This window comes from Pseudomonas silensiensis (genome assembly GCF_050434865.1).
Taxonomy (GTDB): Bacteria; Pseudomonadota; Gammaproteobacteria; order Pseudomonadales; family Pseudomonadaceae; genus Aquipseudomonas; species Aquipseudomonas fluorescens_W.
Genome location: NZ_JBNDJH010000036.1, coordinates 1 through 24719, shown reverse-complemented (window position 1 = coordinate 24719; position 24719 = coordinate 1). Strand labels below are relative to the sequence as shown.

At 57.6% G+C, this 24719-nt stretch carries 27 protein-coding genes; 7 read left to right on the top strand and 20 right to left on the bottom strand.

Annotated features, from left to right (window positions below; genetic code table 11):
- Nucleotides 1-48 precede the first annotated feature (48 nt).
- On the top strand, nucleotides 49-1671 hold the full coding sequence (locus QF010_RS32040) for an acyl-CoA synthetase (protein WP_429509517.1): 1623 nt from the start codon (nucleotides 49-51) through the stop codon (nucleotides 1669-1671).
- A gap of 540 nt (nucleotides 1672-2211) precedes the next feature.
- Here QF010_RS32040 and QF010_RS32035 read toward each other — a convergent pair.
- The 4 genes from QF010_RS32035 to mobH all read right to left on the bottom strand — a co-directional run bounded on the left by QF010_RS32035 (nucleotide 2212) and on the right by mobH (nucleotide 5801).
- Nucleotides 2212-2655, bottom strand: a complete 444-nt coding sequence (locus tag QF010_RS32035) for a nuclear transport factor 2 family protein (RefSeq protein WP_429534674.1) — start codon at nucleotides 2653-2655, stop codon at nucleotides 2212-2214.
- Between the two features lie 302 nt (nucleotides 2656-2957).
- Nucleotides 2958-3227 (bottom strand): hypothetical protein, encoded by a 270-nt coding sequence (locus QF010_RS32030; protein WP_429534673.1) that lies wholly within the window; start codon nucleotides 3225-3227, stop codon nucleotides 2958-2960.
- Between the two features lie 192 nt (nucleotides 3228-3419).
- Nucleotides 3420-3752 carry a hypothetical protein gene (locus QF010_RS32025; protein WP_429534672.1) on the bottom strand — a complete coding sequence of 111 codons (333 nt, stop codon included), beginning with the start codon at nucleotides 3750-3752 and terminating at the stop codon, nucleotides 3420-3422.
- A gap of 324 nt (nucleotides 3753-4076) precedes the next feature.
- Nucleotides 4077-5801, bottom strand: a complete 1725-nt coding sequence (gene mobH, locus QF010_RS32020) for a MobH family relaxase (protein ID WP_429534671.1) — start codon at nucleotides 5799-5801, stop codon at nucleotides 4077-4079.
- 222 nt (nucleotides 5802-6023) lie between these two features.
- Between mobH and QF010_RS32015 the strand changes: the two genes are divergently transcribed.
- Nucleotides 6024-6221, top strand: a complete 198-nt coding sequence (locus QF010_RS32015; RefSeq protein ID WP_429534670.1) for a DUF7740 domain-containing protein — start codon at nucleotides 6024-6026, stop codon at nucleotides 6219-6221.
- Between the two features lie 183 nt (nucleotides 6222-6404).
- Here QF010_RS32015 and QF010_RS32010 read toward each other — a convergent pair whose 3' ends face one another.
- The gene (locus tag QF010_RS32010; protein WP_429534669.1) at nucleotides 6405-7313 is read right to left on the bottom strand and encodes an ArdC family protein; all 909 of its coding nucleotides are present in this window, start codon (nucleotides 7311-7313) and stop codon (nucleotides 6405-6407) included.
- 129 nt (nucleotides 7314-7442) lie between these two features.
- Nucleotides 7443-7781, bottom strand: a complete 339-nt coding sequence (locus QF010_RS32005; protein ID WP_429534668.1) for a hypothetical protein — start codon at nucleotides 7779-7781, stop codon at nucleotides 7443-7445.
- A gap of 456 nt (nucleotides 7782-8237) precedes the next feature.
- Here QF010_RS32005 and QF010_RS32000 point away from each other — a divergent pair, with 456 nt between their 5' ends.
- On the top strand, nucleotides 8238-8603 hold the full coding sequence (locus QF010_RS32000) for a DUF3742 family protein (RefSeq protein WP_429534667.1): 366 nt from the start codon (nucleotides 8238-8240) through the stop codon (nucleotides 8601-8603).
- An 8-nt stretch (nucleotides 8604-8611) separates the two neighbouring features.
- Here the strand turns inward: QF010_RS32000 and QF010_RS31995 are convergent, their stop codons facing one another.
- The 5 genes from QF010_RS31995 to QF010_RS31975 form a co-directional block, all read right to left on the bottom strand.
- Nucleotides 8612-10168: a conjugal transfer protein TraG N-terminal domain-containing protein gene (locus tag QF010_RS31995; protein WP_429534666.1), complete on the bottom strand. Its 1557-nt coding sequence runs from the start codon at nucleotides 10166-10168 to the stop codon at nucleotides 8612-8614.
- A 10-nt stretch (nucleotides 10169-10178) separates the two neighbouring features.
- On the bottom strand, nucleotides 10179-10487 hold the full coding sequence (locus tag QF010_RS31990) for a hypothetical protein (protein ID WP_429534665.1): 309 nt from the start codon (nucleotides 10485-10487) through the stop codon (nucleotides 10179-10181).
- 3 nt (nucleotides 10488-10490) lie between these two features.
- Complete coding sequence (locus QF010_RS31985; protein WP_429534664.1) at nucleotides 10491-11873, bottom strand: integrating conjugative element protein; 1383 nt, start codon at nucleotides 11871-11873, stop codon at nucleotides 10491-10493.
- Nucleotides 11870-12826: a TIGR03756 family integrating conjugative element protein gene (locus QF010_RS31980; RefSeq protein ID WP_429534663.1), complete on the bottom strand. Its 957-nt coding sequence runs from the start codon at nucleotides 12824-12826 to the stop codon at nucleotides 11870-11872. Before QF010_RS31980 ends, QF010_RS31985 begins: the two co-directional genes overlap by 4 nt.
- A 105-nt stretch (nucleotides 12827-12931) precedes the next feature.
- Nucleotides 12932-13186 carry a helix-turn-helix domain-containing protein gene (locus QF010_RS31975; protein WP_003174132.1) on the bottom strand — a complete coding sequence of 85 codons (255 nt, stop codon included), beginning with the start codon at nucleotides 13184-13186 and terminating at the stop codon, nucleotides 12932-12934.
- Nucleotides 13187-13355: 169 nt separating this feature from the next.
- Here QF010_RS31975 and QF010_RS31970 point away from each other — a divergent pair, with 169 nt between their 5' ends.
- Both QF010_RS31970 and QF010_RS31965 read left to right on the top strand, forming a co-directional pair.
- Nucleotides 13356-13628: a LasR-specific antiactivator QslA gene (locus QF010_RS31970; RefSeq protein WP_429534662.1), complete on the top strand. Its 273-nt coding sequence runs from the start codon at nucleotides 13356-13358 to the stop codon at nucleotides 13626-13628.
- Nucleotides 13629-13876: 248 nt separating this feature from the next.
- Nucleotides 13877-15160 (top strand): hypothetical protein, encoded by a 1284-nt coding sequence (locus QF010_RS31965; protein WP_429534661.1) that lies wholly within the window; start codon nucleotides 13877-13879, stop codon nucleotides 15158-15160.
- A 114-nt stretch (nucleotides 15161-15274) separates the two neighbouring features.
- Here the strand turns inward: QF010_RS31965 and QF010_RS31960 are convergent, their stop codons facing one another.
- Genes QF010_RS31960 through QF010_RS31920 form a run of 9 tightly spaced genes read right to left on the bottom strand, consistent with a single transcriptional unit; the run spans nucleotide 15275 to nucleotide 22739 of the window.
- A complete protein-coding gene (locus tag QF010_RS31960; RefSeq protein ID WP_429534660.1) occupies nucleotides 15275-18028 on the bottom strand; it encodes a conjugative transfer ATPase in 2754 nt (917 codons plus the stop codon).
- Nucleotides 18028-18444: a TIGR03751 family conjugal transfer lipoprotein gene (locus QF010_RS31955; RefSeq protein WP_429534659.1), complete on the bottom strand. Its 417-nt coding sequence runs from the start codon at nucleotides 18442-18444 to the stop codon at nucleotides 18028-18030. Before QF010_RS31955 ends, QF010_RS31960 begins: the two co-directional genes overlap by 1 nt.
- Entirely contained in the window at nucleotides 18407-19924 is a 1518-nt protein-coding gene (locus tag QF010_RS31950; protein ID WP_429534658.1) for a TIGR03752 family integrating conjugative element protein, read from the bottom strand. Before QF010_RS31950 ends, QF010_RS31955 begins: the two co-directional genes overlap by 38 nt.
- On the bottom strand, nucleotides 19914-20726 hold the full coding sequence (locus QF010_RS31945; protein ID WP_429534657.1) for a TIGR03749 family integrating conjugative element protein: 813 nt from the start codon (nucleotides 20724-20726) through the stop codon (nucleotides 19914-19916). Before QF010_RS31945 ends, QF010_RS31950 begins: the two co-directional genes overlap by 11 nt.
- Nucleotides 20723-21364: a PFL_4703 family integrating conjugative element protein gene (locus QF010_RS31940; RefSeq protein ID WP_429534656.1), complete on the bottom strand. Its 642-nt coding sequence runs from the start codon at nucleotides 21362-21364 to the stop codon at nucleotides 20723-20725. Before QF010_RS31940 ends, QF010_RS31945 begins: the two co-directional genes overlap by 4 nt.
- A complete protein-coding gene (locus QF010_RS31935) occupies nucleotides 21361-21774 on the bottom strand; it encodes a TIGR03750 family conjugal transfer protein (protein WP_429534655.1) in 414 nt (137 codons plus the stop codon). Before QF010_RS31935 ends, QF010_RS31940 begins: the two co-directional genes overlap by 4 nt.
- A gap of 7 nt (nucleotides 21775-21781) precedes the next feature.
- Nucleotides 21782-22153, bottom strand: a complete 372-nt coding sequence (locus tag QF010_RS31930; protein WP_122419352.1) for a TIGR03745 family integrating conjugative element membrane protein — start codon at nucleotides 22151-22153, stop codon at nucleotides 21782-21784.
- Between the two features lie 17 nt (nucleotides 22154-22170).
- On the bottom strand, nucleotides 22171-22410 hold the full coding sequence (locus QF010_RS31925) for a TIGR03758 family integrating conjugative element protein (RefSeq protein ID WP_122513574.1): 240 nt from the start codon (nucleotides 22408-22410) through the stop codon (nucleotides 22171-22173).
- The gene (locus QF010_RS31920; protein WP_069551358.1) at nucleotides 22407-22739 is read right to left on the bottom strand and encodes an integrative conjugative element protein, RAQPRD family; all 333 of its coding nucleotides are present in this window, start codon (nucleotides 22737-22739) and stop codon (nucleotides 22407-22409) included. Before QF010_RS31920 ends, QF010_RS31925 begins: the two co-directional genes overlap by 4 nt.
- A 331-nt stretch (nucleotides 22740-23070) precedes the next feature.
- Between QF010_RS31920 and QF010_RS31915 the strand changes: the two genes are divergently transcribed.
- Both QF010_RS31915 and QF010_RS31910 read left to right on the top strand, forming a co-directional pair.
- On the top strand, nucleotides 23071-23742 hold the full coding sequence (locus QF010_RS31915; protein ID WP_429534654.1) for a tyrosine-type recombinase/integrase: 672 nt from the start codon (nucleotides 23071-23073) through the stop codon (nucleotides 23740-23742).
- A 197-nt stretch (nucleotides 23743-23939) separates the two neighbouring features.
- The gene (locus QF010_RS31910; RefSeq protein ID WP_429534653.1) at nucleotides 23940-24614 is read left to right on the top strand and encodes a hypothetical protein; all 675 of its coding nucleotides are present in this window, start codon (nucleotides 23940-23942) and stop codon (nucleotides 24612-24614) included.
- The last annotated feature ends 105 nt before the right edge of the window (nucleotides 24615-24719 follow it).

The window sequence follows — 24719 nt, the reverse complement described above, 5'->3', positions numbered from 1 at the left end:
GTTGCCAGCATCGCTGCACGGCTGGCGACTTCCCCACAGGAAAACGTCATGTCGATTTTCGAAACGGGCCTGGCGCCCTCGGCAGTCAACCATATTGCCCTCTCGCCTCTGAGCTTCATCGAGCGTACGGCCTCTGTCTACGGTCAGTATCCGGCGGTGATCCACGGCGCTGTACGGCGCAACTGGCAACAAACCTATGAACGCTGCCGACGCCTGGCCAGCGCGCTCAGTGGGCGAGGCATCGGCAAGGGCGATACGGTGGCGGTCATGCTGCCCAACATCCCGGCGATGCTCGAAGCGCACTTCGGTGTGCCGATGATCGGCGCGGTTCTCAATACTCTGAATATACGCCTGGATGCGCAGGTCATTGCCTTCATGCTGGAGCACGGCGAGGCCAAGGTGTTGATCACGGACCGTGAGTTCCACGCGGTGATCCGTGAGGCCTTGAGTGGACTTTCCAATCCGCCGCTGGTGGTGGATGTGAACGATCCGGAGTACGGCGAAGGCAGTGCCGTCAGCGCGCTGGACTACGAAGCGTTCCTCGCTGAGGGCGACCCGCAGTTCGCCTGGCAATGGCCCGAGGACGAGTGGCAAGCTATTTCCCTCAACTACACCTCCGGCACCACCGGTAACCCCAAGGGCGTGATTTATCACCACCGTGGCGCCTACCTCAATTCTCTGGGCAATCAGATGACCTGGGCCATGGGCAACCACCCGGTGTACCTCTGGACGTTGCCGATGTTCCATTGCAATGGTTGGTGCTATCCGTGGACCGTCACCGCGTTGGCCGGGACTCATGTGTTCCTGCGTCGGGTCGACCCGCAAAAAATTCTCACACTGATTCACGAACACCAGGTCAGCCATTTGTGTGGTGCGCCGATTGTCCTCAATGCGCTGGTCAACCTGCCGGACTCGGCCAAGACCGCCATCGACCATCCGGTCAATGCCATGGTGGCGGGCGCGGCGCCACCAGCCAAGGTCATTGGTGCGGTCGAGCAAATGGGCATCAAGATCACACACGTCTATGGCCTGACCGAGGTTTACGGCCCGGTGACGGTTTGCGCCTGGCGTGCGCACTGGGATGAACAGCCGCTGAACGAGCGCGCGAAGATCAAGTCACGCCAGGGCGTACGCTACCCGACCCTCGAAGGGCTGATGGTCGCCGACCCGCAAACCCTGGAACCCGTGCCTTGCGACGGCACCAGCATGGGTGAGATTTTCATGCGCGGTAATACGGTAATGAAGGGCTATCTGAAAAACGCCGAAGCTACAGCCGAAGCCTTCAAGGGCGGCTGGTTCCATACCGGCGACTTGGCGGTTCGGCACCCCGACGGCTATGTCGAAATCAAGGATCGCCTCAAGGACATCATCATCTCGGGCGGCGAGAACATTTCCACCATCGAAGTCGAAGACGTCCTCTATCGCCACCCGGCGGTACTGGAAGCGGCAGTGGTTGCGCGCCCGGATGACAAATGGGGCGAAACACCCTGCGCGTTTATCACGCTTAAAGTCGGGCATGAGGACACGCGAGAGGCCGACGTCATTCAGTTCTGCCGTGAGCATCTGGCGGGTTTCAAGCTACCCAAAACCGTGGTGTTCGGCGAGTTACCGAAAACCTCGACGGGCAAGATTCAGAAGTATTTGCTGCGCGACTCGGCCAAGGCACTCTGACAAGAGCGCCCCTTGGAAACACCTGCGTGGATCGTATGTTGCACATAGGCAGGGTCAGCCCACCCCGGTATGGCAACGGAGGAGGGCCGGCGACATGCCGGCTCGGTCCACAGGGTTCCACCGAGTGTCCGGAACATCCCGCTATCGTTCACTAGCAATCAGGTGACGCCACTGGCAGACCTTGTTGTGGTCGAGCAGGTGATGTCGGTAATTCGCGGAGTTCATTGGACTCCGTAGCGTCAGGCGCGCCGGCATCCACTTGCATCAAGGTATCGCAGGCAAAAAAATCGGCGGGTCGACAATGCTTCTCGAGAGAAGCATTGTCGAGATGAAAGGCATATGTTCTGAAAAAAGGCATCTGTGGCCTCCGGTGCAATTCCGATGGCGGGTTGATAAACAGGGGCGGGAAATCAAGATCGGTAATTGTTTGACCCGTTGGCTGCAATCCATTCGATTGATTGACGACTGAAGACAGCGATCAACAATGGACTGGCAGCATCAAAGGGCTTGGGGACCTTTTGGACCGGGAGATCTGGCTGACTACAGCCGGGCTACTTTCTGCGGTTCGCCACCGCCCCAATACAGCCAAGTCCAGCCGTCAACATTGCGATTGCGCTGAAAGACCCCGGTCGCAACATATTGGACGATCGTTGGCTCTTCGTTTTCAATCGTGTGTCCGTCGACGCGGATCTGTGCCCAAGCAATGTCTCCGCGCATCCAGGACACCACGAGCCGTGGTTCCCAGCGGATGTTTAAGGTGGTCACCCAGGTCACTCCATACTGCACTGCCTCGGCCCCCATGAAGTACTCGTCCAGGCCGGAGCCGGCGATCGCGACGTCCGGATCGGCGAAGTACTTGGCGACGTCCGAGCCAGGGATGGAAAACCCCTGCAGAACCTTCGTGATAAACGCATTGAGAGATTCCCGGGTTGCCGTGTCGGTAATCATGGACGGCGACTGGTATTCAGCGAGGCTGTCGATCATAAATACTCCTGATTGCTTACGCGTTGGGTGGGGTTGTCTTCGGTTGACGATGTCTGTCCGTGCGGCAGGAAGTTCATACGCGTCGTATGTGTTTATGTTATTTGGCATACGCTCCGCATGTAAAGTTGCATGCATGTCGTATGTCCCTGCACAAACCTCCGCTGGGGAAGGACTGCGGCCTCTCCGACGGCGCGCATTTCTCCCGCGAACTTCGCTCCCGTTTCGGCCCGCGCCCACGGGAGTACCAGCGTCGGGAACGCTCGGATTGATCGAGCTCAACTTGCAGAACGTTCCATGGCGGCCTAGCGGTTGGCTACGCGAGAAACCGTGAGCCAGCCAGATGCCAGGGCCAGTACCAACGCTGCCGTGGAAAGCAGGCCGCCGGCCCAGTTGGGCGAGGCGTAGCCAAAGCCTTGGGCGATCACCCAACCGTCCAGCCACGCACCGATGGCGTTGCCCAGATTGAACAGGCCAATATTGAAGGAGGCGGCGAGGTTGGGCGCCCGGTGGCGCGGGCCTTGTCCCGATATGGAGTGAGCGTCAGCTTCTGGCCGATTTCTGCCTGTCGTCACCCTCAGATGTGGCTTGGGCTAGCGACCAGTTAAACATTGAGAGTTGGATGGAGTGATGGTGTTAAATCCAGTCCGGGATACGGCTACCGCCCCCTAATGTTTGAGGCTTCAATCGACACGAACCTGTTGGGTGACCCGCGGTAACCGAATGCGGTTTAATGCCAGGCGGGGGAGCCAAGTGAGAGTACCCACTTACATCGACTTGACCGATACCACTTCCACAAACCTGAATTTTTTTCTGGCCGTCTTAGTAGCTTCTTGTTCTGCAACTAGGGAGCTCAGCGTATCGACCTCATGTACCATCTCGTGCATCTCGCCTTCAAATTCATTTCCCACACGGAGCGTGACTCTCAACCTAGGTGTGAAGCCTTTTGAGACTGTCTTTTTCTTCGCTGCCTTCACCGGTTGCACGATCACAACATCCGGGACTGTGTCCTGCACGTCTGAGTGAATTGCCGGCGCAGAGGGCTCAGAATCACCGAATAGCGCCCGGCGCATCTCATCTTCCATCAACTCTGCATTCATACCATTTCTCAGAAGGGTGTTGTCTATAAGGGCTTTCTTTGGGCCGGTTCGAACTGCCAGCCTTCCGACTAGGCGATGTAAAAACCTGTACCAATAGATAGGTTTTTACGCGAAAAGCCGTGTTGGCTTGGGTGCTAACTCCTCGTTTTCATTGACCCTAGCTGCCTAGAGGACACTCCCTAACATGGCGGTGTAATTCTGTTCGTACAGTAACGTCAAGCCTTTGTGATTGCACTCCTTGCGATCTAGGTGTGAGTTCTTCGCGCAACGGCGGCTTTGTCACTCGTACTTCACCCTTCCGCGTCTCCAGCAATGCGACGAGTTTCAATCTTTTTCGATTGTGAGAAAAGGATTATCGGGTGGTGTCAATTCAAAAAAAAGCTTCGGCTCTTCAATGAGATACCCCTTGAGGATGGTTTTCTTCCTAGGGCCCTGTACATGGCAAGCCCAGATATTTAGGCCGTTGTCTCGCTTCCTGTGGACCTTCAGTTTTTCAAATTGCTTCTGCACCCAACGCCATTCTTCAACTTCTTGATCGGTCCCCTGAGAGAGACCAGGAAACTCCTGGGCGTAGCGTTGGAAGAGGCCAGGTGTTACCAGAAACACCAAACCGCTCACGGTGTGCACCTTGGCCTTGCTGTCGTTGATGATCAGCTTGTGGCTTAGGAGGCCTTCCTTGACCCAATTCAGGAATGCCTGGCCAGGGTTGTCCGAAGTGGGATTTGAAATTCCGAGAGCGCTTTTTGACGGTTCTTCACGAACCTCAGGTTCTGCCGAGTCGAACATATCCAGTAGCGTTCCGAGATAGTCGGCATCTTCCATCGCTATGGGATCTGGCAACAAGGAGCTTTGACGCGATCCTGTACTAACAGTCTTAAGCACTGGCGGTGATGCCGGAGCGTCAGTCGAGTGGCCATCGGTTGTCACGCTCAACGTTCCGCTGAAAGCCTCGGGGCGGTCTTCGTTCCCCCAGATCAACGCCGGCTGAAGGCGCAGAAAAGTAAAGCTCTGCTCCCAATTTCCCTGTGTCACGAGGGCGGTCCAGATGGCTTTACCTTCCGGGGTAGACTCGACTAACCCATGCGATTGCAGTTCGTCGAACACGGCGATGTTGGAGGAGGGAATGCCCTCAATCGATTGCGACAGCAGAAAGGCTCGCAGCTTGTCCGTGACCGTCTTGCTGACCAGCCACAGGGCGTCCTGGGTCAGCCATCCCGCGGCACCTGGCTGGTTGAGTTTCAGCTCGTGTTGAACTAAATGCCGCAGTCCGCCGATCAAGTGATGTTGCAGCGAATGAATCGGCGCTTGCAGCGCCTTGCTCGGATTGCCGCCGATGTTCTGCGCGGTGGAGACGCGGTCGGCCTGAATAACCAATTCGCCCAGCACGCCGGCACGTTCGTACTGACCGGCCAGGACATACAGCAGACTGGCCCACAGCGACGGAAATCCACTGAGCCAATCGAGGATTGGGCGATCGAGAATCTGGGTGTAGAGCAAACCTGCGGCGGCGCCGTGCAGGTGATAGTCGCGACCTTTGACATAGCGAAAACGGTAGGGCTGATCCAGGGGACCGTGCCAAGGATGCCAAAGACGGCCATCCTGGCGTTCGACCAGCAGGTCCACGGCGATTTTGCCGATGTCATGCAGCAGGGCACCATAAGCGATGCCAGCGGACCAGGCGTCAGTCTGGGCGGCCTGGTCTTCGGGCGCAGCGCCGGTGGGAAGCAGATACGACTGACGCAGTTTCAAACTGCAGGCGACCAGTTCCAGTCCATGGTCGAGCATGCCGCCGAGATAAGCATGGTGGTGCGTCTCGCTGGCCGGGAGTTGCTGGACCTGTTCGGCGTAGCGATGGATCGGATTTAAATAGAGTTGGATGAACTGCGCGTGGGAGAGGGCGGTGTACTGCCAGATGCGATCGAGCAGCTGGCGGCGATGCTCCGCGGCTAACAAGCTGTGGGCCGACTCGATGGGCAGGTAACCTTCGGCGACGCTCACGGTCGGTGGTGGAGGGGGCTTGTGCCTTTTGCGGCGAAACAGGCTGAGCATCGTGACCTCCGGGAAGTGGCTGGGTCAGTGGCCTTTTAGCCTTTTCGGATAGGGCTCTTACCCTTGAGTCCCCATTCCCTTCCAACCCTTACCCGTCCTTTTGGCTCGTGTCCCTTTGTGCGGCAATCGGAATATGGATACTGCTAGGCATCGTTTTGTTGAGGGGTAGTACGGAAAAGACAAGAGTCGGTACACTGCGGTGCATATTTTTTGGGTCTTGCCATGAACCTCACTGACGCCACGCTCGTGCTACTGCTCGCGGCACGTATCCATGGGACCGACGAAGCCATCAGGGCCTCGGCGAAGAGCGTGGTCAAGAAGTTGCCGCGCAGTAAACGCGATCTGATCTACAAGGTGATCGACAGCCGGAGTCCGCTTGAACTGGTGGATTTTCTGGCGCAGAACCTGGATGCGGAATGACAGTCTGCGGGTGTGTGCCCATCTCTGATTCTTTGCATCAGAGCCCCGCGGCATGGGGATTTTTCTGGGCGCAGAAAAAAGGGCCCAGCTCGCGTTGGGCCCTGTGATGCGATTGCAGCGGTGAGGTAACGATCAAACTCCATCGTTCATGCATCGTGAGTCATTCATTACCATCTGCTTCAGTTACTGCTCCAGGTTGAGTACATACTCCGAGGCGCTTCGGGCGTGACCACTGGCGCGAAAAATCGCGCGTTTGTCAGCCTTGAGCAGGCCGAGCCAGGAATCGATATAGCCCTCGTGCCTCAGCTCTCCCTGAATGCCGGCGTAAGCACATAAAAACGCAGCACCCATCTCGGCGATCAACTCCTCAAAGGCATAGCCTGGCGAGCCGTACGGATAGGCTGACGCGACCCCGTCACGCTGCAACCGAGCGTGATGCCCGGTCCAGTGCGTCAGCTCGTGCAGTGCGGTGGCGTAGTACCCGCCTTCATCGTGAAATTGTGCTTTTGTCGGCAGTTGGATGAGATCCCTGATCGGGTGGTAAAAGGCTTCGTCGGCAGGCCGATGAACGATGTGTGCACCTGAACTTAACAGCAGATTTTCCGCAACGCTATTGGCCTGGAAGGGATCGGTCGGTTCCGTTTCGAGCAGGGTTTGATTGAACATCTCGAGCCCCTCCGTTTGCTCGATGTTGAACAGAAAATGCGTCCTGAGAATGCCGAAGTGAGCGACCTTGGGCTGACCGTTTTCATCGAGTACGGGTTGGCCTGATTCGGTCTGTTCCTCGCGCTCCATCGGCTTGTAGAGCACAGCCAAAGTGCTGTGCTCCCCCTTACGGATGTGCCCACCCGCCTTTCTGGCTTGATTGAAGGTCAGCCAACGATCTTGAGTGAACCCCTGCAACCTGGCCTCGGCCCAGAGCAGCGGTAAATTGATACCCGAATACGGACGTCGCGTGATGGCGTTGATGGGGTAGGGGTGATGACCGATGCATGCGGAGCCGCTTGAGGACCAGGGTTTGATCCAGGGAGCCGCGCCCTGGGCCAAAGCGGCAACGATTTTGTCAGTTACGTCTTGGTAGATATCGCGCATGGCAATTTCCTCGAGAGAAAAACGGAGGAACGCCTTGCCCGTCGGGGGAGGGTTCCCCGTTTGGGTGATGGGTTGGATTGATGCAGGGCTTGCATGCTGGCCGAATGTGGATTTGAGCGCCGAGTACGGTTATGTGCGTTTAGCGTTGGCCTCTTCTGCAAGCGCTATCAGCAAGGCGCCAGGCTGCCCCGGTTCTTGGAGCAGGCTGAGGCTCAGTTGCAGCAACGGGTCGTGGTCTAAGTGATCGGTTGGTTGAATGTGGACTACCTCGAACAGCACATAGGGCTCGTGTGGAGAGGCCCGATGAGCCTCGAAGGCTGCGCGCAATACCTGGCTCAGCCGATCGACCTGCAGCTTCTCAGCGTGATCGGAACGCTCGAGCAGGACTGCGCGTTGCCACGCGCCAGGGGTGAACACAATGGGCCACCGGAGGGTGTTCAGTGTTTCCGGTGTCAGTGAGTCGGGCATGGTATGTCTCCGTTGAAAACGCGAAGAAACCTGTCCCGTGCGGGGAGGGATTTCCCCGCAGTGGGTTGAAGAAAATCAAGAGGGCTTACCTCACGAGCAGAGCTCGAAAGGCACTCAGGAGGGCAATAGGCGTTCATCACCGTAGAAACGGTCACCGTGCGAGCTACCGAACGCTAATCGCACTTGGGGAGAACCATCACCGAAGTGACGTAGCCTTGAAGGCTCTGGCTACCTGGGCAGGGTGCTGTCGATAACAGCGATCCGTACCTTGTATCTAGCCGACCGATTTTTGTGGGTCAATCACTGTAGAGAAGCTGTTTCAAGAGGGTTGTCTTCTGTCTTCCAGTGAAGATTTTTAGGCTGGGCAAACTGATAAACGGTCAGGCACGGATGGTTTTCAGTAGTAGGCTGTTACTCCTGTTTCAATCATGAAAACGCTCAGAAGAGGGCGAGACCATGCCGACTCAGCAACCTGTTCGGAATTCACGTGCCCACCGCTGGGCGTACACCTGTGGCATGTCGGTAAAGCGCGGTTACCGTAGGTTGAAAGCGTTTGAGTCCCACGTGGCTGAGCGTGCGGTGACGGCAGGTATGCCCGTAGGTAAATTACTTGTTCGCGGGAGTTTTCTGACTGCCAAGTTGGCTCTGCTCGGAGCATTTCTTTTTGTTAGCTTCTGGTTGTTTGTGCTGATGTGCACAATCGTCGTATTAGCAGCTATCCCAATTCAAGATTCAGACACTCCAGGTATTGACGATCTCGATGATCCAATGCATAGAACATCTTGGCCTGAGCGGTACGATAAATGGGGTTCTCTGAAGTAGCCTCTTGGTTATTTTGAGCTCGATTTACCCGAAACAATTCTTGCACCGCTCATCAACTGAGAGGTTCCGTTAGAGCTCGCTGTCTGTGCTGCGTGGGTTCCCCTGCTGAGCATTCCTTCTACGCCTGAACCTACGCTATATCCGGCCCAACTCATGGTGGCTAGAAAAACCATCGGCAGCACGATGAACATCGCCCCCATCACGTACTCGATCACCTGCGCGGTGACAGTCCCATCCATAAACCCGGATGTGGGCAGCGACAACAGCACCTGATTGGAAGCCGAAACTTGGTTGTACAAGGTGTCGAGCATGCTGGAGTCGACCCAGCGGGCCAGCTCCCACCAGAAACTCAGCATGTGCAGCGTGAACAGCGCGAACGTCACCGTCATGACGGTCTTCAACTGGTAGGTACTGACCAGCAGAATCAGTGGCAAGCTGATGATGACGCCCATGATCAGGAAAGCCTGCACCATCGGCAGGGCGGCGCGTAGTGCATTCATTGCCGGGAAGTTGCTGAAGGAGCCGAGGACCAGCCCGGTGTTGGTAGCCAGGTTATTGAGCCCCTGATTGATCGAGCCGCCGCGGGCGCTGGAGCCATAGTCCTGGTACACCTGTCCGGGCGACATGGACATCGATTGCTGGCGCGGGCTGACCAGCTCACGCAGGGTGGCATCCTCGATCTCGTTGCTCGAACGACCAGTCAACCAACCTTTCAGCTGAGTCAGCAGCGAAGGATCGACCTGCTGGATCAAGCGCTCGCGCAACCCAACACCGCTATCACTCCACCACTGCTTGCAGGTGGGGTAGCCCGCGCCATTCTCCAGCCTAGGTAAGGACACATCGCGGCTTTCGTCATACGGCCAGCTGACTCGCGGTGTGCGTGAACGATCCGTGTCGTAGTAGCCAGGTGTGTCGAGCAAATAGCTTGAGCCGATCCAGGACGTGTCGTGACTTTGTGCCTTGTCCAGCTGCGGACGGTTGGTGAACAACCGAGAACGGGAATAGCCATAGCAGTCGCGGGTGAAGTCGGCGACTTCCTGCAGCAGGACCTGACTGTCGATGCGCGAACTGTCGATCTCCATGCGCATCTGCCGGATATCCGGTGCGCAGGGGATGGACGCTGTGGCCGCGGAGGTCACGCCTTTGCTCAAGGCATGCACAAGAAACCACCAGATCGGCACGGTGGCGGAGCGTTCGCCGATGGTATTGAAGGTGGCACCCCAAGCCGTTTCCGCTGGCTTGGCCACACTGACACCGCAGCGCTGGCTCGCCGCATCATCGAACGCCATTGAGGCGAGGCTCAGCGGAAAGACCGGCGCGCAGCCAAACAACACGACGATGTAGGCCAGCCACAGCCGGTTTTCGATCCGCGGCACCGAGAGCAGTCCCTTGTTACCTTCATCCGCGCCTTGCTGACGGGCCGACAGCCATTCTTGGAGGATGATCGCGCCGAAGGGCGCGGCGAACAGCCCAGTATCGGACAATACACTCCAGAGACCGTTATTGATGATCCAGGCCAGCAGGGAGAGGTAAAACTCCAGGTAGCTGTTGGTACTCATGAGCATGGTAGTGGCCTCACAGTCGGGTGACCTCGACGACGGTCAATAGCACGAGCCCTAATGTCCCGATGCGCTTCACGCGCAGTCGATCCTGTGGTAGATGTCGGTAGCGCCGAAACAGATCCCACCAGAGCGTAAAGAGGGCGCCGTAGAGCAGGGCACGCCACCACCGCAGATAGGGCCGTACGGATTCGAATGCCTGCTGCCAGGCCTCGAAGCTGCCCAGCGCAGTGCGGCCGATCCAAGCGACCAGTGCGGCGGTCAGGACCATCACCGCGGCAATTCCCAGACTCGAAAGCAAAGTGAGTAGCAGTGAGCGTTTCATGGCTCACTTGCGCCTGGCGTCAGCATCATTGAGTCGACTGGGCTCGGGGTCGCCTTGCTCGACGGTACGCGAAGCATCGGCACCACCGGCATGCCGATCGAGCACCAGACTGGCGGTATTGGTGGCCAGCATCTGCCGGACCTGCAGCTCGGTTTGTAGCAGGCGTATTTCGCGTTCGAGAGCATCGATGTTTTTCGTCAAGGCGATCTGTGCCGGCTCGGCGGAAGCGATGTTCGGTTCATGACTGCCCGCCAGCAGCGTGCGCAGTAGCAGGAGGGCCTTGTCGAGCACGCTGGACAGGGCCGTCTCACTGGCCAGGCGCCGCGCCAGGAGTTCCTGATCAGGATCGTCGCGCAGGGCTTCGATCACGCCACGGGTCACCGGCAGCATTGAACTGGAGGCTTTAGCCAGGTTGTCAGAAGTAAGCGGCAGAGAGCCGGACAGCAACCCTTGCAAGGCCTTGAGGCGTTCGCTGTAGGCCTCCTGGATCAGCGGCGTCAGCCCGCTGCCGGCGGTCGCACGCAAGGTTTCGCAGCTGTCGCAGGTCGCGACTTCGCTCTCGCCCAACACGCGAACGGCCCATTCGGATTCTTCCTGGGGCGAAGCCCAGGCCTGGCAAATAGTCCCACCCAGGCAATCACTGCTACTGATCGAGGCACTGTCATCCACCGAGCGGTTATGCAGCAGGTTGTAGCCTGCGCGCACTACGTCGGAGGTCACCCGGATGGGTGTCTGCCCGCTACCTCCAGCCTTCGAACCGCCGACCCAGGACACCCCATTGTTACCGTTATGGGTCTCGGTATTTTTTACCACGGCCACCGCATCACCGCCGGTTTGCTCCAGATTGCCTTGCATCTCCTGGTTCTTGGCCAACGCGCCCCAGCCGGCTTGACCGACCTTGTCCGCCATCTTCTCAGCCATGGCCTGGCAGGTCAGCTTGGAACGATCGAAGTCGATCCGGCCCTGCATCACCCCGTTACTGAGTAACTCGTAGAGGCCGGGGTTGGCGCGTTGGATGATCAATGCTGGCAGCGACATCACCGCCTGGGTCGCGTTCTGCACGACGCTGCCCATGATCTGCTGGAAACCTTCGGTGGCACCATTCAGCTGGTTTTGAAGGGTATTGGTGAGGCTCATGTTTCCGCACATCATGTTTGCTCGCCAGGACCCGCCGACGCCGAGACCGCTGGGTCGGTAGAGCGAGCTCGGTGAGCCCACTGCAGAGCCGCCACCGATGGTGTACATCACTCGGTCATCGAGCACTTCGCCTTGAGTGCCCAGGCGGTAGTCGCCCTCGGCGGCGCGGGCATGCGTGGCCATGGCGAGCAGTCCGCAGAGCAACAGACTCACCACGCCCAACCATGATCGCGCGCGAAGCCGATTCATGAAGCACCTCCTTCAAAGTCGATGCTGAACAGAAAGCTCTGCCCCTCACGTTTGCAGCAGCTATAGGGACGCCATAGCGACCAGGCGTAGCCGCTATCCGCGCTCTGTACGGGATCGCTGGGGAAGATGGCGCACGTGGGTTGAACCTGAGGGTAGAGCAATTGCCATTTGTGGGTCGAGGCGTCGTTTTCAATGATTGGGCCCGGCGGCCAGTAACCGTCGCGTTTGGCCGGCGTGAGCGGTACATACACATGCGGTTGCCCGTTACGTGTGATGACATCGCCGGCCCGTTGCGCCATGACTGCGGCGGCCTTGAAGTCGTCAGGCTGTACCAGAAAACCCTGACGGGGATAGACGTTGCCCCACATGTTTCCCGAGGCCTGACGACCGACTTCACGGATCCCCGGCATGAGCGACTCAGGGTAAAAACTTTCCGGTATGCCATGGCGCCAAGCCAGCGAGTCCAGGGTGCTCAGGAAGTAGGGCATGAACGCAGTCGCGTCGCTGGCGCAGGCGTAACCGGATTGAGAGGCCAGTTGTGTTGCGGCCCAGCCACCGGGGTGACCGAGACCATCAACGTTTTTGACGCGCGTCAGGTTGTCACGGAGGGTGTTCGGCGTGATCAGGTTGCCGCCACCTTCCGCACCGCTGATGGGAGCGGAGAGTGTGGCCATCTCGGTCCAGGGGTTATTGCCGGTGGTGGCGTAGCTCGAGACCACCAGCTCAGGAATGAAATGACGAACCTTGGTCGAGGTTTTGACTGTGCAGCCGAAGGGCGTGCAGAGGAGCCAGAAACAAATGCCGACGACCCTGTATTCGAGACAGTTTGGCGAAAGCACGGAGGACGTGATGCTGCCGGTGTCCAGCGCCACGCTTGGGCCGCACGCCAGCAGGACGCTTAGCGCCAAGGGCCGTAGCTTTGTGGGCGGGATTGACGAGCAGGCAACAGGCATGATCCAGGCTCTTGGTGGATGGCCTGGGCAGCTTCGGCGAGGGACTGAAGACTGTCAGTGGAAATTATGAAGGCGGGTCTATCGGATTTGCGGGACGTGAGACTATTATTTGACGTGAAGGGCGCTGCGCAGGATATCGGGCTCTACAAGTAGCTGATCTGCGGTGATTTCGAAAATATTGGCAAGCTTGCACAGGACCAACAGCGACGGATTGCCCGTGCATCGTTCGATTTGACTGACGTACGTGCGATCCACCTCGGCCATGAGCGCCAATTGCTCTTGGGTAAGGTTTTTCACGCGTCGCATCAGGCGGATGTTTTCCGCCAGTTGCAGACGAAGCTGTTCGTAGTCTTGAGTCATGCGCGCAAATTGCGCCTTGAGGGACTCTCAATCCACGGGATATAGTCTACATTGGCATTGATTTAGGCCATTTGATGCTCATGCCTGTTATCGAGCGTTCATTTGGTGTCGTTAAGATTTTCGAGGCTGGACTCTGCGTTTAACAATAAATCAGAAATCTAGGGTGTGTATGGACGAAAACTACATCTCAATTCCTGCGGCGGATGGTTGCCCAAGTCTTCTGACACCTTGGGGCAGCGAATTTGCCCCAATGATCGAACGTGGCGTGCAATGCGCTCAGGCTTGGCTCGATACGCGCGGCGAGATACCACTGTGGTGGGAGCTGGCGCAAATACGCAAGACCCTTCCTGCCGGTGACTGCCAAGATGCTTTTGAAGCCGGATTCCTGTTGAGGATTCAGCAGCGTCTTCAGCGCGACACACGGATACCTGTATCAACTTGATCACACGTTTGCATTTAGCCTGGCCTATCGCATTGGCACAGACCAGCAGGTTACAGTCCTGAGTCACTTGTGGTTTTTAGGTGCAGCGCTTTTCCCGATGTTTGCTCTGCAACTCGCGCGGCTCTCGACGAAAGCGAGCGGGCATCAGGTTGCGCAACGGAACCCAGATATGTGGCAGCAACCCACCGATCGCTCTCATTTTCTGCGTCGGCAACCGCATCAGCATATCTTTAAGAGGGCACATCACGATGGTGAACAAACTCGATCTGCGTCAAGAAATGAAAAAGATGCTACGTGTGAAGACTGCCATTCTACTTCGCTCACCAGGTGATTCTCTCGCAGACATCGTCGCTTCTGATCGTGAAGCGTTCTCGGGCATTCGTGTGTTGTTCGCGAGCGATGAGGGAGGGGTTCCATTGCAGGCTCTGGGCAGGTCAGATAATCCAAATGTGCCTGTGGCTCCTCTGTTTGCGGGAAAGGGCATTTTTGCATTTTCCGATGCTATCGAGAGGCAGATGAGGAACGGTAGTGCCCCCTTGGAGTTTCCATTTTTCTCACTACTCGATACAAATTTTCTTACTGAGTTACCTGGTTTTTTTCGTCATGAAAAGTCGAAACACCGCGAAAAGGTGAGGGCGACCTTGCAGTTCATTGAAGATCAAAGCGGACGTGGTTTTGATTGGACGTTTGCGACACTGGAAAACCTACGTGAAGTTGTAAAGCCTAATAATCCATGGCCGTACCAGAAGGTTGCAGCAGCAAAGATGTTTGATGCCATGATGCACCTCCCCGAGGTTAGGGATAGGGCGCTGAAAGGGCATGCCGAACAGATTAAGGACTACATACCAGCAGCCGAGGAAATGTGGGATGCATTCTTGACCAATGGGGAGGCATGGGCCTGTATCCAGCGGCGAGACATGATGCAGTCAATAATGTTACGCGCGATGCTGGAGTGCTGGAATGGCCAAGGCGTGGATGACGGTATTCGCTGCTTGGTGGATTTCTGTCTTGATAATTTTGACCTCATGCCCCTAAAAGAGCTTTATTTTGGATGGAAGGCTCTGAGCGGATTCGCTGATAAGCAAAGTAGAATGCCCATCTTTGACGAGCCCGCGTTGCGGAACCCAAACGGAGATTCGAATGACAGGATTTCCGCGCTTGCGTGGGACCTCTATATGTTTCGACATTGCGAAACGCTTATGACAGAAAAAAAGGGCAATCAGTTCATGATTCCTGTTGTAACTACGCTTGATGATGGATTGTTAAAAGCCATTAAGAGCTGTCCTCTGAGGGCACTTGTGATTCATGATGAGGCTCGAAAAGTAGAAGCTATATTCGACGATGAAATGGACTTTGCCAATTGTCTAGATAGTGCGCTTTCGGATAAAACAAAAGCACGCATTAATGATCCAGAGCGTATGGTCAGACCGAAACGTATATCGAAGCATGATTTGAGTTATCTGATAAACAGTTTGGAGTCGGAAGTGAAAAAGGCTGCTAAAGCAAGGTCGCAGCCAGGGTCGCATCATTAACAATAGAAAGTGGTGTTGAAACTGACAGAAATAAACTTGATTTAAAGTAGCTCCGCGCGGGCGATGCAATTTCGCAGCTCACTCTCTGGGCGCGCGATACCTGAATAGCTATTTTTATGTTGGTTCTATTCCTCGCGCTCTATCGATCCGCTCAGCTACCCGGTAAGTCGCTTCCAACTCCGAGCAGCCGTGCTCCTGCATCAGTGTCCAGCGCTCGGCTTTTTCCTCGTGCTCCGTCATGGCTAAGGCGAGATAAAGACTGGGTGGCACGGCTCGAAACAGCGTCTCGAGCTTCTTCGACAGCACCACCCCTTCGGTGTATTTACCGGGTTCTTTGCTGGCGGACAGCAACAGGGCTTTTTGCGCCGGTGTGAGCTTCTTGAAGCGCGCGATTTCCTCAATCTCCGCGGGCGGCATGTTCAAACAAATCCACCATTCGATCATGTTGAGCATGGTCTGCGCAGCCGTGGGAAAGTCGGCAAGGTTTTGCGTCGCCAGCCAGAACCAAGCGCCGAGCTTGCGCCACATCTTCGTCCCCTTGACCACGAATGGCGCCAGCAGCGGGTTTTTGGTGATGATATGGCCCTCGTCGGTGACCATGATGATCGGCCTCCCCAGGTACTGGTCGCGTTCGGCAAGGTTATTCACGGTGTTCATTAGGCTGATGTAGCTGATGGACATCTGTGCCTCGTAGCCTTCGCGAGCGTAAGTGGCCAGATCGACAATGGTCACATCGCTCTCGGGCCAAGGCGTGCCCTCGCGATCGAACAGTTCACCCTCGAAACCCTGGCAAAACAGGTCGATGGACTCGCCCATTTCCTGGGCACGCTCGCGACGTTTCTCCGGTAAGTGCATGTCGGCGGCGACGTGCAGTAAAGCGTCGCGCACGTCGCGGGTGAGTACCTGGCGGCCAGCCGCGACACACGTCTGCGCCGCATCCAGAATGCACTCGCGGATCAGGCTGCGATCGGCTCGGCTCAGGCGGACTTCTTCCTTGGCCTCGCCGCCAGTGATCATCAGCCGGGCGGTGATTTCCAGTTCGCCGAGAACATCGCGCTGGTCTTCGCGACTGGTTACCACCTCATCGTCCAGCTCATCGATCGACAGACTCGCCACCTGATCCGGCTGTTCGACCAGGCGCCAAGCATCGGCGAACGGGGCGAGACTGACCGAGGCGCCAGGTTTCAATTGGACCTTGTTGACCGACAGGCCCTGTGTCGCGAAGTAGTCTCCCTGCAAGCCGAATGAGTTTCCGGCCTCGACGATAAACAGGCGAGGGCGGTACACGGCCATGACCTGCATCAATAGGGTGACCAGGGTCGCCGATTTGCCGGCACCGGTGGGGCCGAACAACAGCAGATGACCGTTCATGGCCCGATCCAGGCGTGACAATGGGTCGAAGCTCAATGGCGAGCCGCCGCGGTTGAACAGGGTGATGCCCGGGTGGCCGGTGCCGGTGCTGCGGCCCCAGACTGGAACCAGGTTCGCCAGGTGCTGGGCGAACATCAGGCGGGTGTACCATTTACGCGTGTCGCGGGCCGGGTTGTAAGCCATCGGCAACCAACGCAGGTAGCTGCTGCAGGCGGCGACCTCATCGCCTTCACGTACCGGTTGCAGCCCCGCGCCCAACAGCGCGTTGGCCAGGCTGACCGAGCGCTGGTGCAATTGCTGTTCATCGTGACCGCGTACGTAGAACGCCAGGGTTCCTCGGTACAGCTTGTGCTGGCGGCCGATGATCGCGCGAGCCTCTTCGACATCCTGACGAGTCTGGGTCGAGGCCAGGTTTTCACCGATGGCTTTGCGGGCCAGGCGGTTCAACTGATCCTCTAGCACATCCTGCGGCTTGATCACCAGGGTCAGACTCATCACCGTGCCTTCAGGTAACTGGTCGAACAGGGCATTGACTGCATCGCCCTTACGGGTTTCTCCGGTGAGTTGACCAATCGACGGTGCCCGGCGCAGCTTGTCCACCACCATGACCTGATGGGGTTGGCCGTCGAAGTACCAGAGTCCGCGTTGGACATCCGAACGCGGCTCATTGAAGAACAGCCGCTCGGCGAAGTCATGATCGAAGGGCATTTCCAGCGACTCACCGTCGCCCAACTCCGGATAGGCCACGCGGCGGTAGAAATCCTCGGGCGCTTCATCGGTGAGCTTCGGCGCTGGATTGAACCAGGGCAACAACCAGGCATACAAACCGCGGCCATCGACTCGCGTCGATTGCACCCCGCACGCCTGCAACGAAGCCGCGATACGTTCGCAAGTCTGTTGCAGGGATTGCACCGGGGTGAGTCCTGTCTCCTCAGCGCCAGACTCAAGCCAGCGATAGATCACCAGGCGCACCCGTCGGTTATTGCCACGCCAGGGCAGGCGCGTCACCACCTTATCCTCAAACAGACCGCCGGGCTTGGCGATGGCCTTTAGATGTCGGCGAGTCAGTTCCAGGTACGCTTCGGTGAAGACCGTGCCTCGCGCGATGTCCTGAATATAATCGGTGAGCCGAGTCAGGTAGGGGGTGAAGTCGTTGTCGTCCTGGCAGAAAAACTGCGCCACCCAAGGCGCTTGATCCAGCTCATCGAAACTGTCCTGCAGGGCATCTTCGAGGGCATCACGAGCTGCCATCAGCCAATCAGGTTCGCGCCCTTCGGTGCCGATGGGCAGCAACTCGAACACCGCACCCATCGAGCGATTGTCATCCAGCAGAAAACACTGCTCGGTGTCGAGGTATTCGACCCAAGGCAGGTGATCGGTGAAGCTAGGGTTGTGCGCATAGAGTGCGGCGTCATCGGCCAAGGTGGCGCGAGGGCGCAATGGGTTGCGCCAGGCTTTCCACGCGGGAGTACGATTGCCCGAATCGCCAGTACGCACTACAGGTCTTCCTGACGTTCACCAGGTAATGCGTACTGCACACGTTGGTAGAACGGAAAGACGGTCGAGTAGCCCGGGACCGGTGCCTGCTCGGTACCACTCAAATGCGGATACACGTACAGCACCAGATCGGGATTGGGTAGGCGAGGGAACAAGTTGTGGATCTCGTTCACCGCTGTGCGCGTGTACGGTTCCTGGAGAGCAACGGAGAAATCTGGCTGGGCCAGCGGACGGCGTAACTGCTGCCGAGCATCCAGCAGTTGCTGCTGAGTGCCTTGCGAACCGGCGCCGTTCCAGATGTCCAGCATGGTTTGCTCGCCATGGGGCAGAAGCGTCTCCTTGTCGGTGGAACACCCCGCCAGGCCCCAGCAGAACACGCTAATCCAGGTCAGGCAGAGAGGCATGGTCTTTTTCATGGCGAACGCTCCGGCCCTTGGGCTCGTAGTCGATAGTGATCTCATGGTCGAGGTGCAGGGCGACTTGTGCTGCCGGTGGCACGTACACGGCAGCAAAGGCTTCGCCATACAGTTTGTTGACCCACTCGCGGATGTCGCTGACCCCACTACTGAGAATTGAATTCAGTGCGCTATTGCCACTGCTGCTGGTGACACCGAGGGTACTGCCGCCCGAACTGATCACACTGCTGTTGTTCTGCTCATCCCCGAGTAAGGCGGCGACACCCGCACCAGCCGCAGTGATCAGGCTCTGGCTGCCGAGGTACTGCTGGGCGTTCGAGCGGCGCTCGCCAGCGATGCACGGAATGCCATACGGATCGGACAGGTAACCGAGGCCGCCACGGATCTTGTCAGTGTTCGAGCTCTGGGTAGTGGAGGCAGTGCGGCTGGCTACCGCTTTCGGTTGCGGCACCGTGCGGATGGTGCCATCGGTAAACACAAAGGTGATTGACTCGACCTGCCCGCGGACGCAAGACAGGGTCCAGTCACCGGACGCCGTGCCGCTCATCACAGCACCCGCGACGTCCGGCAGGTCGATGCCGTTGGCCGTCAGATTCTCGGGTCCGACCAGCACTTTGAAGGGGTAGGGATCATTCACTGTGCCGTCCACTGGGACTCGGCCGATCAGCGCGGTCATGGCGACCGAGCCCATCAGCGTGGCGTTTTCGGGAATGGTGTAGACCGGCTTCGCGCCTTCGGTACGATCAACGGATCGCGTCAGCTCCCGCTCACCCTTGGTGACTGCACGTAGCTGTTTCTGGCTGCGATCAATCGCGTTATCTTTCAAACCATCCAGTGAGTTGAAGGCGGTAGGCAAACTCAGTGCGGAGGAGGTCTTGGTTTTGCCTCGGGCGTCGGTGGACAGAGCATCCGAGGGTTCAATCCACTGCAGCGCATCATTGGCAGAATGCTGCCCGTCGAACTGAGCCCCATCGCCCGGCTCAAGCCCCAATCCAATTGGCATGTCCTTACCTTTGCCAGTCAGCCCCGACAGCTGTTCCTGCAATTGCGTCAGCAGACCGCGGGCCTGGCGACTGTCTTGTTCTGCTTTGAGCCGGGCCTCGTTGGCTTGTCGGTGACCTTCGTCGACCTGCTGGGTCACGCTACCAAGGGCGGTTTGGATACGTGAGTCGACACTGTTTTCCCGCTCGCGCAGACGGTTGTTCTCTGTCTGCAGCGAATCGTTGTGTTTCTTCAAACCGAGCATGTCGCTGCGCATGGCCTTCACCTGGCCGATCAGGGTGGCGACCGTGTCGCGTGGAGTGTCGCCCGCAATGCCGAGCGACTTGGCTTGCTCGGCGGATAACTGAAGGTTGCCCTGATCAACTGGGTTCTCTGGAGAGGGCGTGCTGCCACCCGTGACCCAGGTTTTCAGGATGATCCACACCACGGCCAGTAGCGCAGCCGGTACCAGCCATTTGAGCAAGGCGTTAGCTTTCATCGTCAGCACCTCGCGTAACGGGCGGGAGCCGCACGGCTTGTTCGAGGCCGGCACCGCGAGTGACGAGGTAGGCGATCGTGGTGTCTTCAGCACTGCCGACAGGCCCTAGGAACGCATGCTGGAAGGCCGCGGCGAACAGCTTGGCCTGCAGTCGGCGCGGATCGAGTTGCACCGTCGCTGAACCACGATTGCGCAATTTCACCGCCGTCACCCAGTAATCACCGAGTCGCCAGGCGGCGATGGGTGTGCTGGACACGTTTTCGGTCGGCAGCAGGGTCGGCAGTTCGGTGCGCAGCTTGAGCGGGACGCGGCGTACACCGGGCAGCGTCTCTACGGTGCGTAGCGGTGCGTACAGGCTTTGTGCGGCATAGCGCGTTAGAGCGACCGGGATCGGCGTGCGTTCTGGAACAGGGACGGCGCTAGATTCAGCCTCGGTAGCTTGCCCCTGAGCATTCTTGAGAATACGTACGGGCTCCAGCGGTTGATCGCCGGGAGTGGCCGCGATATCCAGGAGGATAATCTCGCCCGTCGTGACCGATTGCAGTTGCAGTCGGGTCGGGGCAATGGCTTCCGATGCGCGCAGGTACAGCGTGCCGCCGGTTGATTGCACGCGCAGTTTGCCCGTCAGAGTTGAGGGCACGCCGACGCGAACAGCCTCATCGACAAAGACCACCCGTTCCTGATTGATCACCAGCGGGACCGCGAGGGGTAGGCGTTCCCAGTGCATCAGCTCGACGGCCTGCGCTGCAGCTCCCCATAGCATCAGTGCGACGGTGAGTCCCAGGGTAGAAATTCGCTTCATGGCTCACCTCCAGGCAGGGAGATTTTTTGCGGCGTGCCCTGATAACAATCCAGTGCCAGCCCCCACTTATTGCGCTCGGGATCCTGGTCGAAACGCACTACGCGTAATGGATAACGCACCACCACCCGTTTCACCGGTTCGGCGGCGTAATATTCATCGGCATTGAGGTCGAGTTTGACCAACCAGCTGTCGCGGTCGAGTTGCTTGACCCTGAGTTCCGGATCCTCGCTGTAACCTCGCCCCAGGATTTCGTAGACGCCACGCACCCGCTGGCGCAGTTCGCCGGCGGCCTTGCGGTACTCATAATCACCGTCGAGGAAGGCCTTGCAGGCGGGTGTCAGGTAGGACTGCAAGCCATAGATGGCGCGACGATAATCCTGCTCGCCATCCGAGGGCCAGCGGTTGAGCTGGCCAAAGATGTACAGGGCAAAGGCATAGACATTCTCTGAGGGGATATCCCACCACTTGCGCGTGCTGCCCGAGCGCAGATCTGGGGGTACATGCACGGTCAGATCAGTCGGTGCCGAACGCCAGCCGTACCAGAGCCCGGCACAGACCAGGGCAAGGATCATTACCGCCAGGCGCAGGCTGAAGATGTGGGCCTGTTGGGCATCGACCTTGTTTCGAAATCGGCTCATGACTGCCACCGAGACAGGGCAGGGCGCAGTCGACGCGAACGGCGAACCGTCCAGGCGCCGGAGTGGAGAATCAGACTGCCGCGACCCAGGCGCCAGCGGCTGGCGAGTATCCATTCGAGCTTGCGGTACAACCAGGTCTCGGGACGAGCCCGTTTGGCCCGACGCAGTAGTGTGCCACCGGCAAATAACACCAGCGCCATGCTTGCGACCATGCTGGTCGGCGCTACGGCAATGGAGGCGGTGGCGATCGCCAGAGGAGCGCCCAGGAGCAGGCCAATGATTGCGCCGGTGCCAAGCGCTACCCACATCTCATCATTGGTCAAACCGCGTAATACGGCAGGATCGCGATTGAGCCGCTCCGGCAGAAAGACCAAGGTGCCGTCTGCAAGATGTTCGATTGTGTCGTTCATGCCGACCTCACAGAATCGCGGCAGCCTTGGTCAGGAACCAGATGATGATCACCACCAACAGAGCACCGATACCGACCACCGCACCTAAGTCTTTCCAGGTCTTGCGTTGGTTCTGCACGTCGGCATAGACAGTCAGTGAGTGCCAGGCCACACCGAGAAAAGCGAGCAGGGCGATCAGCAGACCAAGCAGAATGCCGCCGTCGTAGGCGTAGTTTTTGATCGTCTCGATCAACCCGGAGCCTTCACCGCGTGAAGGAGCTTCCATAGTCGGTAGTTCGGCAAAAGCCAGGCTTGGACCGAGTACCAGCAGCAGACCGATCAAGCGCTGGGTCGCACGATCACGCAGGTTGTTTTTCAGGGGGACAAGGCACTTGAGCATGACGGCGATCTCCTGGTTTAGGAAAGGGTGAAGAACATCAGAACCAACAACGCGAGCAACACGCGTGCAGTGCTGCCACCGAAGGCGCCGAAGCGCACACTGCCTGTCGCCCATCCCCGGTAAGCCGTCCACATCACCCAGGCACACCAAAGCAAAGCCAGGACGAGAACCAGGGACAGCCACAGTGTCGAACTGCTTTGCGCCGAAAAGCCGGAGGCGTTTTGAAAAGCGGAGCTCTGAGCGTCAGTCATGCTCATGGCGACGGCTCCGCGGGCAGTGCGTCCAGACGGTAATCGCCGACCAATTCAGTAGCATCGCGGGGTTGAGCTCGAGAGGGGGACATATAGCCCTGCACCCCCTGGCGAATACGTTGGATGTCCTTAGACAGACGGAGATAGTCGAAGCGATAGCGCTCGACTGGTTCAGCAGTGCTGGCTGCCTCAGCTCGTGTCGCAAGGCGTTCGATGGTGTCGAGTTGCCGCTGGATAAGGCTGAGTTGATCCTGCTCATGAGCCGAGGCGGCATAGCTGCTGCCGTGAACGATAGCCAGCGAGAGTAGTAAGCAGCGAAAGACGGTAGTCGGCATGATGCTGTCCCATATGGAGCTGGGAGCAGAATCAAGTCAAAGGTCGAATTATTCCGTAAGAAACCTGAGGTCTAATGAATCGCTTTTTCTGGGAAAGGACTGGGGATGTTTACGTTACAGCTAATGTGGTCCTTCGATCTTGGGTGGAGAGAGTGGTTGAGGCTCTAGGGAAATTCCACTCTCGATGAGCTTCGTTGATGACGATATCGTCACCCCCCCCCCATTTTCCTAGAACACGCCGAAAACATTGGGGTTAGGCTTCGCAGGAGGCCTATCACCGACTCTCTCAGGATCGATCCCGATTCCCGTCTAATCCTGACAGAGAGCCCGCTTGACTGTCATTCGTCGCGCTACATCCCTTCGCCCTGGTCAAATCAAACACTTGATTCGCGTTGCATCTGTCACTGGCCGCATGCCTGAGCGTGACGTTCTCCTATTATGGATCACCCACACCACTGGGATTCGTGTAACCGAGCTTGCTCGGGTTGAAATTGCCGATGTGCTGTATCCGAGCGGCGCTGTTCGCCCGGAGGTGTATCTGTCATCGTCCATCACGAAGGGCTGCCGTGCCCGGAACGTTTATCTCACGCATCCGAAATGTCTTGAGGCCCTAGAATGCTGGCTTGAGGTGCGTCTACGTCGCCGTTGGGGCTATACCGGCGCAAATGAGTACCGAGGCATGCGCCCAAGTTCAAAGCTGGTTATGACCCACAAGGGTGAGGCCTTTGAACTGGCGTTCAAGCACCGGATGTTGGACGCGGGGCCGGAGGTCTATAGGGCGTGTGATTCGCTGCAACAGGCCATCAGCAGACTCTACCGGCAGGCAGGAAAGCAGGGTTCATCGCACAGCGGACGGCGCTCGTTGGCGGCCAAAGTGCTAGCCGCGACCGGCGATGTTGAAACGGTGCAAATGATCCTTGGGCATGCGTGCCTTGACCACAGCAAGCCGTACTTGAGCGTTGACCAAGCCGTCATAAGACGGGCTTTTGAGTTAGCGCTTTAGACCAATTCCAGTGAAAAGCTGGATTTTGCCGCATTGCTTTGGGGATTCGTCGCAAGATTCTGCCAAGTTGTGCATGGAAGGCGTTTGATACGTTTGACCGCTAAAGCCTGAGCGCTAACCTCTAAGAGTTGATCGACGAAACATAATCGTGTGCCAACAACCTCGTGGCAAAACTAGCAAACACTCAGGGGAAAAGGATGAATGGGATTTCGCAATATGCAGTGGTATTCACATTGCTCGTCTGCATTTTCAGCAACGCACAGGGTGACGATGGGTTTACTACGAGGGGGCTGGGGGCAGTTGAAGATGTCGTGACTCAGCTACAATTCACAGGTACTGCCGCACATGTATTCGAACAAAATGAACGTCTCACGACAGCCCTTAAAGAAGCCATTAGAAAAATACCTGAGGGCGAAACAAGGAATTTGGAGATAGTCACGAAAGGAAATGATTTTTACGCTGTCCGTGAGAAAACCAACTCGCCAGACCTTGAACCTGGACTAAACGTAGGCCCCACGTTCACTGTCGCCTCACAGAACACAAACCTTGCCCAACGTTTGATGGGCGCACAGCAAGCAAAGCAGCTAGCAGCTGATCGAGAGTTAGCGATTGCAAACGCTGTCGAGTCAGAAAAAAAAGCAGCCCAGGCTAAAGAAGATGCCAAGCGGGCGAAGGAGGCGAACGACGCTGCTCAAAAAGCAGCAAACGATGCCAAAGCATTGCTTGATAAACGGAATAAAGAGGCAGCAAAGGCAGAAAGAGAAGCACAACGCAATGGTGAGCGTGTTCAAGAGAGAATAAGGGCAGAGAACAATCGATACAAAAAAGAAGGTGGCCCCTACCGCTCTCCAGCAGGCTCATCTTCTCACTAGGATAGAAAACACTGTAGTGGTCAACTAATCCCGGACACGACGTTAAGTTTTTCCTCGGCCTGCGCTGGTGCCAACCCATCGTTGAATTGATGAGGCCGAATCCAG